The sequence below is a fragment of the Vibrio sp. GLN_1 genome, from assembly GCF_043106015.1.
Taxonomy (GTDB): Bacteria; Pseudomonadota; Gammaproteobacteria; order Enterobacterales; family Vibrionaceae; genus Vibrio; species Vibrio parahaemolyticus.
In genome coordinates this window covers 450,986-468,258 of the sequence record NZ_JBICMD010000036.1, presented here as the reverse complement: position 1 = coordinate 468,258, position 17,273 = coordinate 450,986, and the positions used below count along the sequence as shown (strand labels likewise).

The 17,273-nt window shown below is 46.4% G+C and carries 15 protein-coding genes; 2 read left to right on the top strand and 13 right to left on the bottom strand.

Features of this window, described 5'->3' with window-relative positions:
- Positions 1–2: 2 nt before the first annotated feature.
- Complete coding sequence (locus ACF8OV_RS19970; protein WP_042765493.1) at positions 3–788, top strand: slipin family protein; 786 nt, start codon at positions 3–5, stop codon at positions 786–788.
- A gap of 127 nt (positions 789–915) precedes the next feature.
- Here ACF8OV_RS19970 and ACF8OV_RS19965 read toward each other — a convergent pair whose 3' ends face one another.
- Positions 916–1,344 carry a globin gene (locus ACF8OV_RS19965; protein WP_005488076.1) on the bottom strand — a complete coding sequence of 143 codons (429 nt, stop codon included), beginning with the start codon at positions 1,342–1,344 and terminating at the stop codon, positions 916–918.
- A gap of 314 nt (positions 1,345–1,658) precedes the next feature.
- On the opposite strand from ACF8OV_RS19965, the gene ACF8OV_RS19960 reads away from it, so the two are divergent.
- Entirely contained in the window at positions 1,659–2,315 is a 657-nt protein-coding gene (locus ACF8OV_RS19960) for an NAD(P)H-dependent oxidoreductase (RefSeq protein ID WP_317676212.1), read from the top strand.
- A 114-nt stretch (positions 2,316–2,429) separates the two neighbouring features.
- Here ACF8OV_RS19960 and choV read toward each other — a convergent pair whose 3' ends face one another.
- From choV to ACF8OV_RS19900, 12 genes are all read right to left on the bottom strand, one after another.
- Complete coding sequence (gene choV, locus ACF8OV_RS19955) at positions 2,430–3,614, bottom strand: choline ABC transporter ATP-binding protein (RefSeq protein ID WP_317676213.1); 1,185 nt, start codon at positions 3,612–3,614, stop codon at positions 2,430–2,432.
- Positions 3,615–3,616: 2 nt separating this feature from the next.
- A complete protein-coding gene (choW, locus tag ACF8OV_RS19950; protein ID WP_005487988.1) occupies positions 3,617–4,459 on the bottom strand; it encodes a choline ABC transporter permease subunit in 843 nt (280 codons plus the stop codon).
- Positions 4,460–4,513: 54 nt separating this feature from the next.
- Positions 4,514–5,452: a choline ABC transporter substrate-binding protein gene (locus ACF8OV_RS19945; RefSeq protein WP_017447429.1), complete on the bottom strand. Its 939-nt coding sequence runs from the start codon at positions 5,450–5,452 to the stop codon at positions 4,514–4,516.
- A gap of 48 nt (positions 5,453–5,500) precedes the next feature.
- Positions 5,501–7,231 (bottom strand): choline dehydrogenase, encoded by a 1,731-nt coding sequence (betA, locus tag ACF8OV_RS19940; protein ID WP_258495437.1) that lies wholly within the window; start codon positions 7,229–7,231, stop codon positions 5,501–5,503.
- Between the two features lie 20 nt (positions 7,232–7,251).
- On the bottom strand, positions 7,252–8,712 hold the full coding sequence (gene betB, locus ACF8OV_RS19935; protein WP_015313365.1) for a betaine-aldehyde dehydrogenase: 1,461 nt from the start codon (positions 8,710–8,712) through the stop codon (positions 7,252–7,254).
- Between the two features lie 18 nt (positions 8,713–8,730).
- Complete coding sequence (gene betI / locus ACF8OV_RS19930) at positions 8,731–9,330, bottom strand: transcriptional regulator BetI (RefSeq protein ID WP_005463648.1); 600 nt, start codon at positions 9,328–9,330, stop codon at positions 8,731–8,733.
- A 592-nt stretch (positions 9,331–9,922) separates the two neighbouring features.
- Positions 9,923–11,971 (bottom strand): GGDEF domain-containing protein, encoded by a 2,049-nt coding sequence (locus ACF8OV_RS19925; RefSeq protein ID WP_258495438.1) that lies wholly within the window; start codon positions 11,969–11,971, stop codon positions 9,923–9,925.
- 454 nt (positions 11,972–12,425) lie between these two features.
- Complete coding sequence (locus ACF8OV_RS19920) at positions 12,426–13,184, bottom strand: SDR family oxidoreductase (RefSeq protein WP_062907098.1); 759 nt, start codon at positions 13,182–13,184, stop codon at positions 12,426–12,428.
- A gap of 9 nt (positions 13,185–13,193) precedes the next feature.
- On the bottom strand, positions 13,194–14,090 hold the full coding sequence (gene mmsB / locus ACF8OV_RS19915; protein WP_140250992.1) for a 3-hydroxyisobutyrate dehydrogenase: 897 nt from the start codon (positions 14,088–14,090) through the stop codon (positions 13,194–13,196).
- An 18-nt stretch (positions 14,091–14,108) separates the two neighbouring features.
- Positions 14,109–15,239, bottom strand: coding sequence for an enoyl-CoA hydratase/isomerase family protein (locus ACF8OV_RS19910; RefSeq protein WP_140250993.1), 1,131 nt, complete (start codon positions 15,237–15,239; stop codon positions 14,109–14,111).
- A gap of 10 nt (positions 15,240–15,249) precedes the next feature.
- Positions 15,250–16,026 carry an enoyl-CoA hydratase gene (locus ACF8OV_RS19905; protein ID WP_069534332.1) on the bottom strand — a complete coding sequence of 259 codons (777 nt, stop codon included), beginning with the start codon at positions 16,024–16,026 and terminating at the stop codon, positions 15,250–15,252.
- 48 nt (positions 16,027–16,074) lie between these two features.
- Positions 16,075–17,229 carry an acyl-CoA dehydrogenase family protein gene (locus tag ACF8OV_RS19900; protein WP_025626410.1) on the bottom strand — a complete coding sequence of 385 codons (1,155 nt, stop codon included), beginning with the start codon at positions 17,227–17,229 and terminating at the stop codon, positions 16,075–16,077.
- Positions 17,230–17,273 lie beyond the last annotated feature (44 nt).

Here is a 17,273-nt window from a genome sequence, read left to right as displayed (position 1 = left end):
TTATGATGCTCTACACTGTTGCTGTGATCGTGGTGCTGCTGTTCGCATTAGCGACACAAATGTTTAAGGTTCTGCGCGAGTACGAACGAGGCGTAGTGTTCTTTCTGGGGCGATTTCAAGAAGTAAAAGGCCCGGGCTTGATCATTTTGATTCCTTTCATCCAACAAATGGTTCGTGTTGATTTACGAACCATTGTGCTGGATGTACCAACACAAGATTTGATCACCAAAGATAACGTCTCTGTGCGCGTTAACGCGGTGGTGTATTTTCGTGTGGTTGACCCACAAATGGCAATCAACAATATTGAAAGTTACAGCGATGCCACCAGCCAGTTAGCACAAACAACGCTGCGATCAGTGCTGGGCCAACACGAATTGGATGAACTGCTGTCCGAACGAGAACGACTCAACAAGGATTTACAGTCCATCCTCGATCAACAAACCGACGATTGGGGCATTAAAATCTCCACCGTCGAAGTCAAACACGTCGATTTGAACGACAGCATGGTTCGCGCGCTGGCTCGCCAAGCCGAAGCTGAACGTAACCGCCGAGCGAAAGTGATTCACGCAACGGGTGAATTAGAAGCGTCGAACAAGCTGAAAGAAGCCGCAGAAATGCTAAACGAAGCGCCAAACGCGCTGCAATTACGCTATATGCAAACCTTAACCGAAATTACGACGGACAAAACCTCAACCATCATCTTCCCAATGCCAATTAATTTGGTCGAAGCGGTGTCGGACATTGCCGATGCCGTTAAAAAGAATCAGGGGCAGGATAAAGAAGAATAGCCACATCAATTTTCAAGTAAGGGCGGAAGCGGCTTTGGTTTAACTTGAGCGGACTTAGTTTGGTCTCGTTGAGTTTGGTGTAAACAGTAAGGCCGCTTCTTCATATTAGATATCACAAACCTTTCGATCACTGACCCGTGTCGGATTTACTTGGCGGCGTACCACATTCGCGTTTCATGATTTCCAGACCCGATTTAAAACAAGCGCGCCATGCCTTTTCAACGTCGGAGTTGTACTCATAATCACACTCTTGTACTGTTTCCAATAAGCTTTCAAACCAAATATCAATGTCTTCGGGTTTGACACCAATGTTACCGATACCGTGCTTTTTGCCATACTTTTCCATCATTTTCCGCGCATCAGAAGACGTGTCTGTCATCATAAAAAAGACGATCGAGCCTTTGAGCATACGAACTTGCTTTTGCATATCTACGCCTTCAAATTTCTGCCGAAAGCTCTCTCCTTTCGACCAAAACTTGGCATAAAACCGCTCGAAAAAGTGCTCACTGAGAACACAACGCTCGTAACTGTCGTTGAAAACCTCAATCACATTCATGACCACTCCAAACGAAAACCAGAGTACAACTCATATTTTATGAGTGTAATTTAATATCTCAAACAAGGGGCAAGCGAATATCTCAAAGCTTGTAATTTTGGCCAAGAAACAGCAAAGACCACGTTCTCTACGCAGAGTTTGAAACATCACTCCCAAGTTCTCTGTTCGATTTTCAACAAAAAGTTAAAAGTGATTTAAATAAAAGCCATCTTATCAATTGCTGGTTATTCGGTACTATGAACTCACTTTCGAGGTACGCGTGGTTGTCGAAGCTAAAAGCGGCCGATATAAAACTGAATAACGAGGATAAAAACGTGTCTCATCAAATCATTAAAGATCTAAACAGCCGCTACACAGCGAAAAAATACGACGCAGAAAAACGCATTTCTCAAGAAGATATGGCCATCATCAAAGAAGCCATTCGTCTGTCTGCATCGTCAATTAACTCGCAACCATGGAAATTCATCGTGATTGAAAGTGATGAAGCGAAACAACGTTTCCACAGCACGTTCACGAACAAACACCAATTTAACCAACCACACGCAACCACGGCGTCGCACACGATCCTTCTTGCTTACGATCCTAAGTTCACAAAAGAGAAGTTAGCAAAACGTGTGGATGCCGAAGTCACCTCAGGTCACCTACCTGCAGAGATGTACAACACCTTTATGGGCGCATACGCATTTGCCGAAGCGAACACCGATGAAAATGGCTTCAACGGTCATTGGACTAAGGCGCAAGTTTACATCGCACTGGGTAACCTACTGCACACATTAGCGCGCCTTGGTATTGACTCAACTCCAATGGAAGGCGTTGATCCTGAGCTGATTGGCGAAGAATTTAAAGACGAGTTGGAAGGCCACGTTTGTGAAGTTGCGCTGGCGATTGGTTACCACAAAGATGGTGAAGACTACAATCACGGTCTACCTAAAGCGCGTATGGCATTGGATGATGTTATCACCACGCTTTAAAAGCTGATTGAAATCATCATTGTTGAATGAAAAAGCCGCACATTGATGTGCGGCTTGTTTGTTTTGAGTGTAATTTGAGTTGAGTATCGCTTTCAGTTCAGACGTTTATCTCAACTAAGCCACTTGCTCGGATTTAAAATTACCAAGCAGCGCGTCATACAACTCGTGATCACTCAACACACCAACCAACTTGTCATCTTCCACCAGCCACAGAGGCTGGTTACTGCGCTGCTTAAGCTCTATCGCTTCGCGCATGCTGATGTTCGGGCTAACCTGAACCACAGAGTTAGATTCGACATCATCGAGGTTCGATGATTCGCTCACCCACTGAATCAGTGACTGTTCAGAGTCCGACAAACTCAGGCCTTTAGGCTCTTGCGTCACCCAAATTTCTTTATCAGGGCAAATAAGTACACGCTCTTCTTCACGTACCAGAGCATCACTCGACTTCATTAGAGAACGTCCTTTAAGCACATTCAGAGGATTCGTGTGGGCAACAAAGTCCGCCACATAATCGGTTTCTGGTGCCAGAATGATCTGCTCTGGCTTACCATGCTGAATGAGTTTACCCGACTCCATAATGGCAATGTTGTTACCAATTTTAAGTGCTTCATCTAAGTCATGACTGACGAACAAAATGGTTTTATTGAGCTTTTCTTGCAGCAGAATCAGTTCATCTTGCAGCTGCGCTCTGATCAGTGGGTCAAGTGCTGAAAACGGTTCATCCATGAGAAGAATATCTGTGTCCATCGCAAACGCACGAGCCAAGCCCACACGCTGCTGCATACCACCAGATAGCTCATGCGGGAGCTTACTCTCCCATTCTGACAAGCCTACCATTTCTAACTGTTCACGTGCTTTTGCACGGCGCTCTGCTTTACCGATGCCTTGCATTTCCAGACCAAAGGCAACGTTATCTAGTACCGTTAGCCAAGGCATCAGAGCAAACTTCTGGAACACCATCGACACTCGATGAGTACGTAAATGACGAAGCGTTTGCTCATTACAGTTAGCGAGCTCCACCATATCATCGCCGTCTTGGATTTTCAGAGAGCCACGAGAAATATCGTTGAGTCCGTTTACTGTACGAAGCAAGCTGGATTTGCCAGAACCCGACAAACCCATCAATACACAGATTTCTCCACGCTTGACCGTCAGAGATACATTATCAACACCAACTACTTGACCAGTTTCGTCGATGATCTCCTGGCGAGACTTACCCTGGTCCAGCAAAGCCAAAGCTTGTGATTGCTGCTGACCAAACACCACATCAAGATTTTCAATAGTAATTGCGTCCATGATTAAGCCTCCTTCTGGTTTGGCGCTTTGCATAAGCGATCAAGAATGATGGCAACAAGAACAATCGCTAAACCAGCTTCAAAACCTTGTGAGATATTTACCGTGTTCAGTGCGCGTACAACTGGCTTACCTAAACCATCTGCACCTACTAGTGCGGCAATGACCACCATCGAAAGAGATAGCATAATACATTGGGTAACCCCCGCCATGATGCTAGGTAATGCCGCAGGTAACTCCACCTTAAACAGTAACTTCATACGGCTTGCACCAAATGCTTTACCCGCTTCCAGTAGTTCTTCTGGCACTTTGATGATGCCCAAATACGTCAATCGAATTGGTGCGGCAATGGCAAAAATGATGGTTGAAATCAGTCCCGGTACAATGCCTAAACCAAACAAAACTAATGTCGGGATCAAGTACACAAATGTCGGTACGGTTTGCATCAGGTCCAGAATAGGTCTGAGCAAGGTGTATAACCAAGGACGATGCGCTGCCATGATCCCAAGTGGCACGCCAATTAATACGGAAATCGTTGTCGCTGCAAACACGAGAACAAAGGTTTCCAGCATTTCTTGCCAGTAGCCAAGGTTAAGAATTGCCAACAGAGCCAATACAATAAATACGACCAACGGGAGACTGCGGTGCAAAAACCACGCTAACGCAGCAGTCATAATGATAGGAGCGGCTGGCGGCATCCATTTAAAGATATCCACCACAAACATAATAATGGTTTCAAGAGTAATAGAGATTGCATCAAAAAAACCTGATGCATTGATGGTTAACCAATCGACGCCCGTTTCCATCCATTGGCCCAACGGTAGTTTGTTGTCCGTAATAAAATTCACAATAAAACCTTTGTGTTGATGATGTGGGCATTGCTGCCCACTAAGAAAAATCAATTAAGCGTTGTCTTTAAGGTAACGAGCAATTGCCGACTGTGCGTCTTGACCATCGACGGTTTTCACGTCTTTCAGCCACGCTTCGATTTTGTCTGCGTTCGCGTTTAACCAAGCTTGTGCGGCTTTAGATGGTTTTTGCTTCTGGTTAAGAATCGCTTCCATCAGCTCGTTTTCCATTTCTAGGCTGAACTCTAGGTTTTTCACCAATTGGCCCACATTTGGGCACTCAGCAAGGTAGTTTTTACGTACGTTCGTATAAACGTTCGCACCGCCGTAATTTGGGCCGAAGAAATCATCGCCACCCGATAGGTATTCCATTTCAACATTACTGTTCATTGGGTGCGGCGCCCAACCCAGGTAAACGATCCACTGATTGCGACGTACCGCACGTGATACTTGTGACACCATGCCCGCTTCGCTTGATTCAACCAGACTGAAGTCTTTTAAACCAAACGCATTGCTGTCGATCATGGATTGGATTAAGCGGTTACCATCGTTACCTGGTTCAATGCCGTAAATGCGGTCTTTAAATTTGTCAGCATGTTTTTCCAGGTCAGCAAAGCTCTTCACACCTGCGTCATAAACGTATTTTGGTACTGCCAGAGTGTATTTCGCGCCGACAAGGTTCGCTTTTACTGTTTCGACAGTGCCAGCATCTCGGTACTTAGCAATGTCACCTTCCATCGTTGGCATCCAGTTACCAAGGAAGATATCAATGTCGCCATTCGCCATAGAAGAATAAGTTACTGGTACAGACAGCAGATCCGTCTTGGTTTTGTAACCCAAGCCTTTCAGTAGCTCTGTGGTTACAGCCGTGGTTGCGGTAATGTCTGTCCAGCCTACATCGGCAAACCGAACGGTTTCACATTGGTTTGCGTAAGCGCCGGTAGCTAAAGAGCTTAACGCGATAGTCGATAGTATTTTCGTCATCTTAGACATGTTGAATTCCTTTTAATAATTTCTGACTTTATTCTCAGTTTTTAAAGATTAAGAGATCGATTCCAAGTCTCTTTTCGGTGGATGCATTCGCTGCATCTCTTGCCAGTTCGGTGCAATCCAAACAGGAGTGTTATTTGCTTTTTCTAGTGCGTTACCCAAGATCATGTCCGCAGCCCGTTCTGCAACCATGATGGTTGGCGCGTTCAAGTTACCATTTGGAATGGTTGGGAAAATCGACGAGTCCACAACACGCAAACCCTGGATGCCGCGTACCTGACACTGCTCATCCAGTACGGCTAGCGGATCATCGTCTGCACCCATTTTGCAACTGCACGATGGGTGATAAGCGCTCTCAACATTCTGTTTAACCCATTCGTCAATTTGTTCGTCGGTAGTGATGTGAAGACCTGGTTGAATCTCGTCACCACGGAATTCATCCATCGCAGGTTGATTGAGAATTTCGCGCGTCAGACGAATACAGTCACGCCAGTCCTGTTTATCTTGCTCGGTCGAGATGTAGTTAAACTCAATCTTTGGCTTATCATTCGGGTTAGAAGAAACCACCTCTACAGTGCCTCGGCTCTCTGGTTTGTTAGGACCGACGTGAACCTGGAAACCATGGCCCTCGAATGCTGCTTGCCCGTCATAACGCATAGCTGCAGGTAGGAAGTGATATTGAATATTTGGCCACTTCAGCCCTTCACGCGAGCGAATAAACGCACACGATTCAAAATGGTTGGTTGCGCCAAGACCTTTTCGAGTCAGAATCCACTCGGTACCGATTAGCCCTTTGCTCACCAAGCCTAGTTTACTGTTCAGTGTGATTGGCAGCTTACAGTGGTATTGGAAGTACACTTCCAGATGGTCTTGCAGGTTTTTACCTACCCCTTCCAACTGGTGTTTCAACTCGATGCCCGCTTTTTCCAGTACATCTTTAGGACCAATACCGGAAAGTTGAAGTAGCTGTACCGAACCGATTGAGCCTGCACTAGAAATGACTTCATTTTTCGCAAAACACTGCTGAATTGAACCCGCTTTCTCAAATTCAACGCCGACCGCTTTTTTCCCTTCCGGCCCTTTATCTCCAAGCCTTGTTTCTTCAAGTAATACACGACGCACAGTTACTCGCTTCATGAGCGTGAAGTTCTTGCGCTTTTTGGCACGGCTTAAGTATGCATTAGAGGTTGAAGCGCGTACGCCTTTATCAACGGTCATGTGCATCGGACCGAAGCCTTCCTGCTGGAAACCGTTGTAATCGTCAGTTTCTGGATAGCCCGCCTCTTTACCAGCCTCAATAAAGGCTTCATACAACGGGTTCAGCTTCATGTCATTGCCGCTACATGTACCTAGCGGACCACTGTCACCGCGGTACTCATCAGCACCACCGACCCAGGATTCAGCTTTGCGGAAGTACGGTAAGCACGCTTGGTAATTCCAACCTTTTGCTCCCTCTTCTTCCCACTGGTCGAAATCACAAGCATGGCCACGTACGTAAACCATACCGTTGATAGAAGAGCTACCACCGAGAACTTTACCGCGAGGACAGTGCAACTGGCGTCCATCAAGACCATCTTCTTGTACGGTCTCAAACTGCCAAGCGTATTTTTCAGTGTTCATCGGGTACGAAAGTGCTGTTGGCATTTGGATGAAAATACTTTTATCCGTACCACCCGCTTCCAGTAATAATACTGAGTGCTGACCACTCTCACTCAAGCGATCCGCTAACACACAGCCGGCCGAACCCGCACCGACGATAATATAATCGTAGTGTTGTTTCATTTTGATTCTCCTAGGTGTGTTTAGGCGTAAGGGCTTTCGAAGTCGCTAAGCTGAACCAGTACGCTCTTAGTTTGCGTGTAATGCTTCAGTGTTTCGACACCGTTTTCGCGGCCAATGCCGGATTGCTTGTAGCCACCAACTGGCATTTCTGCCGGAGAGTCACCCCAAGCATTAACCCAGCAGATACCTGCCTGAATTTTGTGAATAACGCGATGAGCGCGAGAGAGATTCTGAGTGAAGACACCAGCAGCTAGGCCATAATCCGTATCATTAGCGCGTTCGATAACTTCAGCTTCGTCGCTGAATTTAAGAACGGACATTACAGGACCAAAGATCTCTTGCTGTACGTGGCTCATGCTGTCGTCACAGTCGATAAATACGGTTGGAGCAACGAAGTTACCATTTTGCAGACCATTATCTGTTACTTTGTAACCGCCGGTCAGCAGAGTGGCACCGCTCGCTTTTGCGCTCTCAATCGCTGACAGCACTTTGCTTTCATGTTCTTTTGAAATTAAGGCACCGATTTGTGTATTTTCATCAAGTGGGTCGCCAACAACCAATTTCTCAGTACGAGTTTTAAGCTGTGCAACAAAGTCGTCGTAGATAGATTCATGAACAAATACCCGGGTACCGTTGGTACATACCTCACCCTGAGTGTAGAAGTTAGCGACCATGGCGGCCGATACCGCATCATTCAACTTCGCATCATCAAAAACGATCAGTGGTGACTTGCCACCTAACTCCATTGTGACTTGCTTAAGCGTTTTTGCACTGTCACCCATAACAACTTTACCAGTGCCTGATTCGCCAGTGAACGATACTTTAGCAATATCTGGATGCGCCGTTAGCATCTGCCCTACGCGATAGTCACCCTGCACGACGTTAAACACACCATCAGGAAGACCCGCTTCAGAATAAATTTCCGCAAGCTTTAGCGCTGTAAGCGGTGTTTCTTCCGACGGCTTAAAGATCATTGCATTACCGGCAGCCAGTGCTGGTGCAGATTTCCACATTGCAATTTGAATAGGATAGTTCCAGGCGCCAATACCTGCGCAAATTCCCAAAGGTTCACGGCGGGTATAGAAAAACTGGTTTTCATTAAGTGGTTGTTGCTCACCCTGCAAACTTGGTGCAAGACCAGCGTAATATTCGATAACATCTGCGCCTGTCGTAATATCAACAGCGATCGCTTCTTGAATTGGCTTACCCGTGTCCGCCACTTCTAAAGCGGCTAACTCGTCATTGCGTTCACGCAGAATCGCTACCGCTTTGTTGAGAATTCGGCTACGTTCTATGGCTGTCATTGCAGACCAAACCTCAAAGCCGCGCTTTGCAGATTCAATAGCGGCTTCCATATCGCTCTGGTTTGCTTGTTTAATATTGGCCAATGGCTCACCATTTGCCGGATTGTAAGTGGTGAAATGCTCTTCAGAACATCCGATATACATTGCACCATCGATGTAATGTGTTTTCATTTCCATAGTGAAGACCTGTGACTTTTATATTTTATGAGAGTAAAACGTTAGCTGCTTTTCGAGATAATCGTTGATGATGATCCTCGCTTTATCAGCATCGATGCCTTGCGGGTTGAGCGTGCCGCGTAGCCATATACCGTCAATCAGTGATGCTATCCCGTGAGCAACCAACTCTGCTTGCTCCGCACTTAATAGCGCTTTTAATTCTCTTCTTAGATGGGACAACAGACGTCGTTCATTCACTCGTTGCAAACGCTTAAGTTGCTCGTCATGCATTGAGTAAGACCAGAAAGCCAGCCACGTTTTAGCCACTTTGTTTTCTGCCTGATAACCAACAAAGTTGCCGTCAATAATGGCGTTGATACGCTGATGATGAGCATCTGCTGGCAACGCACGAAGCTTCCCTGTGATTGTTGAAGAAAGCTGACGAAGGATCTCGCGCATGGTTTCTTCTAACAACCCATGCTTACCACCGAAATAGTGATTAATTATCCCCGTTGATACTCCAGCCTCTTTACTGATCAACGAGATGCTCGCAGCATGTAAACCGACTCTGTCAATCACAGACATGGTCGCTTTTACAAGCTGCGGTTTTCTGATTTCAGGCATCCCCACCTTTGGCATTTTGCGTCCTTGTTATTTTTAATTGAACGGTTAGTTAAATATAAAATGCCAAAAAATTAGTTCGAACTCAAACTATTTATTGTTAAAAGTAGTGATAATGAGATTTAAATACACACTATACCAAGACAAACCCAACCCCATTATCTATTCAAAGAACCACCCAAAAACAACAAACAAAACAAGTTAATACATTTATTTTCAATAGTTTAATTAAGATTCTTAATTAAACTCAACTTAAGCATCAACGCAGCGAATAAAGCAATGTAGAATCCTTATAAAAAATTTACATCGAACACTAATTATTTGTGTTGTGTTATTTCTGGATGATGGGCAGGCAATTCCAATTGACTGCCCAGTCCCGTGTATTGCTGATTTGTTACCAACCACAACTACGTAAATTGGAAGATTTAAATGAAAGGTGGGAGCACCTGGCAAAATGGACGCATATCCAAGTGCTGCACTTGCAGGAAGCATATTGATAAGATTCAGGTAGATAAGTAAGTCGAGTTCTGCCAGAACTTAAGAAGGGAGTGGTGAGCACATAAAACTGGCAAAAAAAGAGCCGCGTTGCGCGACTCTTATTGTGCCATGCTCAGCTAAACGACAGTGCTTTCACACAGTTTCGTCCACTGGATTTGGCTTCGTACAACAACTTATCTGCTTGGCTACAAAGCGCTTCAAATGCAACGTCGACGTCATCCGAAGTGATCACACCAAAACTACAAGTGACATTCACGGCTTGATTGTTCTCCGTTACAAAGCCACGTTGAGAAAGCGCAATACGCAGTCGTTCAGCCAGCGCAGTTGCTTCTTCAAGATCGGTATTAGGAAGAACGATAACGAACTCTTCCCCACCAAGACGAGCCACAATATCACTCTCACGCACTGACGAATCGAGCACTTTGGCTACGCCAGTTAATACGACATCACCAAACACATGACCATAGGTATCGTTGACTTGTTTGAAATGGTCGACATCCATCATAACCAGCGTGATAGGCCCTGTTTCCGGCTTTTTCGCTACCATTTTCTGCTTATCAAGCTTTCTTTCAACCCAATGATTGAGCGCCAAATAGCCGTATTGAACACACATGACTTGCTTATTTAACTTGTGAACCAACTGACCTTTCTTCGTTTCTGGAATTGGCTTTTCAATCAGCTTAGGCTTTTGCTCTGCAGGTTTCGCAAACCATTCTTCCAAGAATCGGCGGTTAAACAGGCCCGTTAACATGTCGGTTTTCGCCAAACGACGCATACGTAAACGCGAACGGTTCACGTACAAAAATACCAACGCCATAAGCAATAAAATACCAATCATTACCAATAACACTTCACCCAACAGGTAGAACGTTCGGCGATTATTCTCCAATTCTAGACGCTGTAATACATTGTTCCAGTTGAGGTTTTCGTTCTCGTACTCTAATCGCTCTAGCTCAAACAAGGTTTGTTGTCGCTCTAAGTTCTCGACTTCACGCTGATTACTAAATTGAATGAATTTTTCATGATATTGACCGTAGGTTTGATAGGCCAATTCGAAGTTTTGATCTCCGGCGTAAGCCATAGCAGCGACTTTTAACAGCTCCATTTGCTGCTGTTTGATGTAGCGACTCTCGATGATCTCAGGAAGTAAAGGCGTAATCATCGTTAACAAAGCTTGATACTGCTTACGCTCTAGCATGTACTCAGCTTGCAACAACTTAAATGTTGCCAAGTACGCATTCGAGGTTTCACGATACTGCAAGTTTTCGGCAAGCTTGAGATGACGCAGCATGTTTTTTTCGTTGTTGGTTTCGCGATACAGAGACGCAAGCTCCAAGTTCACCCGAAAGCGAAAACGTCCGTCACCAATAATCTGCGCAAGCTTTAAAGCTGCTTGATAAGATTTGATGGCTTCATCGTATTGGAACTGAGCTTTGTGTAGCTTTGCAATAGTTAGGACGCTAAGCAACTCATTAAACGACATGCGGCGGTCTTTAAAATAACGATACGCCTGCTTCAGCACGACTTCAGAGCGGTCATAGCCTTGAATTTTTACCAATACATCACCGAGCTCTAGCGCTGCTCGTTCGACTAAGCCCTGCGCACCCGATGACTCCGCCGCTTCCATCGAAGACATCAACGCCGCGTACGATTTCTTATAGTCCCCTTGCTCATCGTAGTAACGACCTTTGAGCAACAGAACTTCCGATTCCAATTTCTTGTCACCTTTTTCTCGTGATGTTTCAAGCAAAGCATCCAACGACGAGAGCGCGGTATCGATATCTCGATTGCCCATCATGGCTCGAATTTGGATCAGCTTGAACAGCAAGTGCTCTTGGCTTTGTTCTGGTGTCAAACTCAGCCCTTTATCTACCACTGCTAAGCTCTCTTTATCGCGCCCTAACAACTCAAGAACGGTCGACTTCGCCAGCCAATAACGAATCAACAGATCCTTGGGCTGGTTTTGCAGTAGAGAGTCTTCTTCTAATGATTCGATTTGTGCTAGTGAACTTTGTGGCAGCGCGTAAATTTGGCTCTCAATCCCTTCAAGAGATTGCAGAAACTTATCTTTTGGCTCAGTACTTTGCGCGTAGACTTTGGTCGTCAAAAACACGAACCAAAACACAAGCGACAACGCTCTGAGCTTATAAAATTGCGACATTATTATTATTCCCTGATGGGTAGTTGCTTCAGTGTGGTGGGAAGTTTTGATTATTATTTTGCACGTGAATGACAATGGTCACACCGCGCATGCTTTCCCATGCATTCTGTAGTGAATAATAAATCACCAACTTTCGATGTAGAAACGATTTCGTCCCACAAAAAAGACAAAGAGAATAATTTTCAACCATAAAAGGGGATTTCTCATTTAAGAGACAAATGAATAATTTCAGTTTTGACGCAACAATAGATTTTGTGGTTATTTTGCTCGAAAACATCACAATTTTGGATAAAAAAGAAATTGCGTCGTGTCACTGAGCATGGTGTGTTATGAAAACTAGCGTATAAACGCTGTTGGAAGAGGACATTACGTGAAACTAAAGTGGCGCTTTAATGATCACTAGAATAATACGGAAGAACCAGCAACACTGTTATCGCTGGTCCTCTTATTAAGATTACATTCGCATTCCACCATCGACTTCTAGTACCCTCCCGGTGACGAACTCGTTGGTTAACACATATTTGATGGTCGATGAAATTTCGTCCGCAAGCCCTAAGCGTCCCACTGGAATCATATTAACTAAGCGTTCCATTGCTGCGGGTTTTATTTGATCGGTCATTGCAGTTTTGATGACACCCGGTGCAATCGCCACTGAGCGGATGCCAAAACGCCCTAACTCTTTCGCCCACACCGTCGCCATGGTGGCTACGGCCGCTTTGGATGCGGAGTAGTTGGTTTGACCAATATTCCCGGCACGCGCAACGCTGGATATGTTGATCAGCACACCTTTACTGTCGGTGTTCAGCATTACCTTGCTCGCTTCACGACCGCACAGAAAAGTGCCTGTCACATTCACATCCAGAACGGACTGAAACTGCTCTAGCGACATCGCGTTAACCTGGCCATCTTTTACTTTGACAAACATGCCATCGCGCATAATGCCTGCGTTATTGATCACGCCATTGAGCTGTTTGAAATCCGCTTCAATTTGCGCAAATGCAGTGCACACCTGCTGCTCGTCAGTCACGTTCGTCACGTAAAAACGAGCGGTAACGCCGAGAGATTCACACTCCGCTTTCGTTTCAGCCAGTTGGTCTGGGTTGAGGTCGATAAGCGCAAGATGAACGCCACTTTGCGCCAAAGACAGTGCCATTTGTTTACCCAGCCCCTGCCCTGCCCCCGTGATCGCAATGACCTTATTTGCTAACTCCATAAGCGCTCCTTAGGCCTGATTTTGCTTTTGGTAGAACTCGAACAAGCTTGAGAAATCTTTTTGCCCGTTGCCCTGACCGTTGTGAAAATTAAACAGATTACGAGCCAAGCTGCCCATTGGTGTTGATGTTTGACTGGCAACCGCCGCTTCCATCGCAAGACCGAGATCTTTCGCCATTAACTGGCTCATAAAGCCGCCCTGATAACCATTGCTTGCAGGTGTGTTTTCCATCACGCCCGGACAAGGGTTATAAAGCTCTAGCGCCCAGTTTCGACCCGAACTTTGCAGCATAATGTCGGACAACACTTTAGGATCGAGTCCATTTTCCATACCCAAATTGAGTGCTTCACAAGTGCCACTCATCAAAATGCCCAACATCATGTTGTTACAGATTTTCGCCACCTGACCGGCTCCGGCATCGCCTGCATGGAAAATGTTTTTGCCCATATGGCTAAGCACCGCTTTGGCTTGAACAAAGTTCTCTTGTGAGCCGCCAACAATGAAAGTCAACGTACCTGCCGCTGCGCCCGCAACCCCACCAGACACCGGAGCATCAACAAAGCTAATGCCACGCTGCTCTGCTTGTTCTCCGACTGATCGTGCTGTCGCTGGATCAATCGTCGATGAATCAATCAGTAACGTTCCAGCGTCAACGCTATCTAAGATACCGCCTTGACCAAGATAAACGCTTTGAACGTGTTGGCTAGCAGGTAGCATGGTGACTACCACGTCCGCACCTTGTACTGCCTGCTGAACCGAATCGGCACTTGAAGCGCCTAGTGCGGTAAGTTCTGCCACAGCGTTTGGATTCAAATCAAACACTTCGACGTTCAAGCCCGCTGTGAGTAGGTTCTTAGCCATAGGCCCGCCCATGTTACCAAGGCCAATAAATGCAATTTTGTCCATGTCGTATTTCTTCCTTGTCTAAAGTACCGCAGTGGCAACCGACGATGCGGTCAGTGGGTATTCTGCTGAGTCAATTGGCGCGAAGAAGCGTTCCAAAGCTTGTGGCGTTACGTCAGAAACCGTGCGATGTTGCCAAGTCGGTTGATTGGTTTTATCGATAATCAGCGCACGAACCCCTTCTCTAAAATCACCTTCTAAGCCGCAACGTAGGGTTAGGTTAAATTCCATATCAAAACACGCTTTCAAAGAGAGGTTTTGATACTGCGTTAACTGCTGATAGGTAATATTGATCGACAACGGACTGCCATAGTTCAATGCTTTTTGTGCATTGACGAACCACTTGTCATCAACATCAGCACTGTTGATTGCGCGAACAATCGAATCTAAATCACCCGAACAAAGCTGCTCAATCAATCCCGCATAAGGCATCAACATCCCTTCGCTTGGCTCGTCCATTTGTACCGAACGCAGCACAGTGGCGATTTTTTCGTTGATGTTCGCTTCACCTTTCCAACTTACCGATGCGAGCAGATCCAACAGTGCTTGTTTGCTTTCTGGCTTTGCAATCCATTGGCTTAATCCCAACGCTTTCATGTCTGTCGCGTTAATTTGACAAGCCGTCAAACTTAAGAACAGTGCCAAATGTTTTGGCAACTGATTTAGGAAGTAGGTCGCGCCTACGTCTGGGTAAAGGCCAATTTTAATCTCTGGCATTGCAAAGCGTGTGGTAGTTTCTGCAACGCGATGGCTAGCGCCCATAAACAAACCCACACCGCCGCCCATCAAATAACCATGTCCCCACGCAATGATCGGTTTTGGATAAGTGTGAATAAGATGGTCACAGCGATATTCGAGGTCAAAGAAGGTTTCCACGGCTGAAAACGCAGAATCAAAATCTTGCTCTTTGTTTTCAAGTGCACGGTAGATCGCTTGAATATCGCCGCCAGCACAAAACGCTTTTTCACCCTTGGCATGCAAAAAGACCGCGACGATACTGTCGTCCATTTGCCATTCATTAAGCTGTTTGTACAACTGCTCAATCATCACGTAACTCAGCGCGTTGAGGGCGGCTGGATTATCAAGCTCCAACACACCAATAACAGAGCCATCCGCGCACTCCAGTTTTGAAACATTTACTGTACCTGTCATTTGGCCTCCACTAGCTGTTTGTCCATTGTGGCTTACGCTTTTGCAAGAAGGCGTTCACACCCTCAGTCTGATCTTGTGTATTAAACAGCTGTAAGAACAGTTCACGCTCCAAGACCAATCCGGCCGCGTGAGTTTGGCTGCGTCGACCTTGAATAAGCGTTTTGCATGCAGACACGGATTTCGGCGATTGACCTGCGACGCACTGTGCAAGTTCCATAGCCGCTTCCAGTGCTTTGCCTTTTGCCACCACTTCTTCGACTAAACCAATTTTTTCCGCTCGCTCGGCCGTCACACGCTCACCACACAGGATCATGCGCTTCGCCCAACCTTCGCCTACCAACGCGGTCAGGTTTTGCGTCCCGCCCGCACACGGCAACAAACCTACCGATGCTTCAGGAAGTGCCATTTGTACTTGTTCTTCTGCGATGCGAATGTCACACGCCATCGCCACTTCCAAACCGCCACCCATCGCGTAACCATTAATTGCCGCGATGGAAACGCCATCGAACGCAGACAGCGCTTCAAAGGCTTCACCAAATGCGAATGCCATATCTGCTGCTTGCGATTTATCGCCGGATGCAAAGTTGTTGAGATCCGCGCCAGCGGAGAAGAACTTTTCCCCTTCGCCCGTCAGTACCAACGCATAAATGGAGCGATCATTACTGAGTTCAATCGCCAACTCTTTTAGCTGATTCAAAGATTCAAGCGTCCAAGTGTTTGCTGGCGGGTTACTAATCGTGAGCTTGGCAATGTGCGCTTCACGCTCTAATTTGATTTGTGCCGTCATAATCTTTCAGTCCTTTTTAATCCTTTAAGTAAGGCTGTGTCTCGCTGACTAAAGCAGCTCTACGCCTTCCGTGAGTAAACGTCTTGAAATGATCAGACGCATGATTTCGTTGGTACCTTCAAGAATTTGGTGAACACGAACGTCTCGGAAATGGCGCTCAACTGGGTATTCTTTGATGTAGCCATAGCCACCGTGAATTTGCAGCGCCTGATCGCAGACTTTAAAGCCCACATCAGTAGCAAAGCGTTTTGCCATGGCACAGTACGCGCTTTTTTCTGCGTGTTGGGCATCAAGTTTGGCGGCAGCGAGTCGCACCATTTGACGTGCGGCAACCAGCTCAGTCGCCATATCGGCCAACTTGAATTGCAGGGCTTGGAATTGCGCCAGTGAACGTCCGAACTGTTTGCGTTCAGTCATGTATTGCTTGGCTTCGTTCAGTGCCTGTTGTGCCGTGCCGACTGAACAAGTAGCGATGTTGATTCGACCGCCATCCAGACCAAGCATAGCGAACTTAAAGCCTTCGCCCTCTTCACCCAACAGATAGTCGGCTGGAATACGGACATTTTCAAAGGTGATCATGCGCGTTGGCTGGCAGTTCCAACCCATTTTCGCTTCTTTCTTGCCGTAGCCAATGCCTTCGATGTCAGCAGGAACGACGAACGCAGAAACGCCACCCGCCCCTTCACCGCACGAACGCGCCATCACGACGAGAACATCTGTATCACCCGCGCCAGAGATAAACACTTTTGCGCCATTCAACACAAACTCGTCACCTTCACGTACCGCACTTGTCGTCAGCGAAGCGGCATCAGAGCCTGCGTTTGGCTCTGTTAAACAGTAGGAAGCGAGCTTTTCACCCGAAATTAAATCCGCGCTAAATTGCTGCGCCACTTCGGTTTTGGCAAAGCTGGTGATCATCCACGTCGCCATGTTATGGATTGTCATAAACGCCGTAGTCGCGGTACAACCCATGGCCAACTGCTCAAAAATGATCGCTGCATCCAAACGAGATAACCCCAAGCCACCGTGCTCTGGCGGCGTGTAGATGCTCAAAAAGCCAAGCTCGCCTGCCTGACGAAGCACATCTTTAGGGAAGTGATGGTTTTCATCCCACTCGGCCGCGTGCGGCGCTAACATTTGGTCTGCAAACTGCTTTGCTACTTCGGCAAACGCGAGTTGATCTTCGTTTAATTCAAAATCCATCTTGAAGTCCTAAGGTCTAATTCGTTGCACTTGACGCCAAGCCC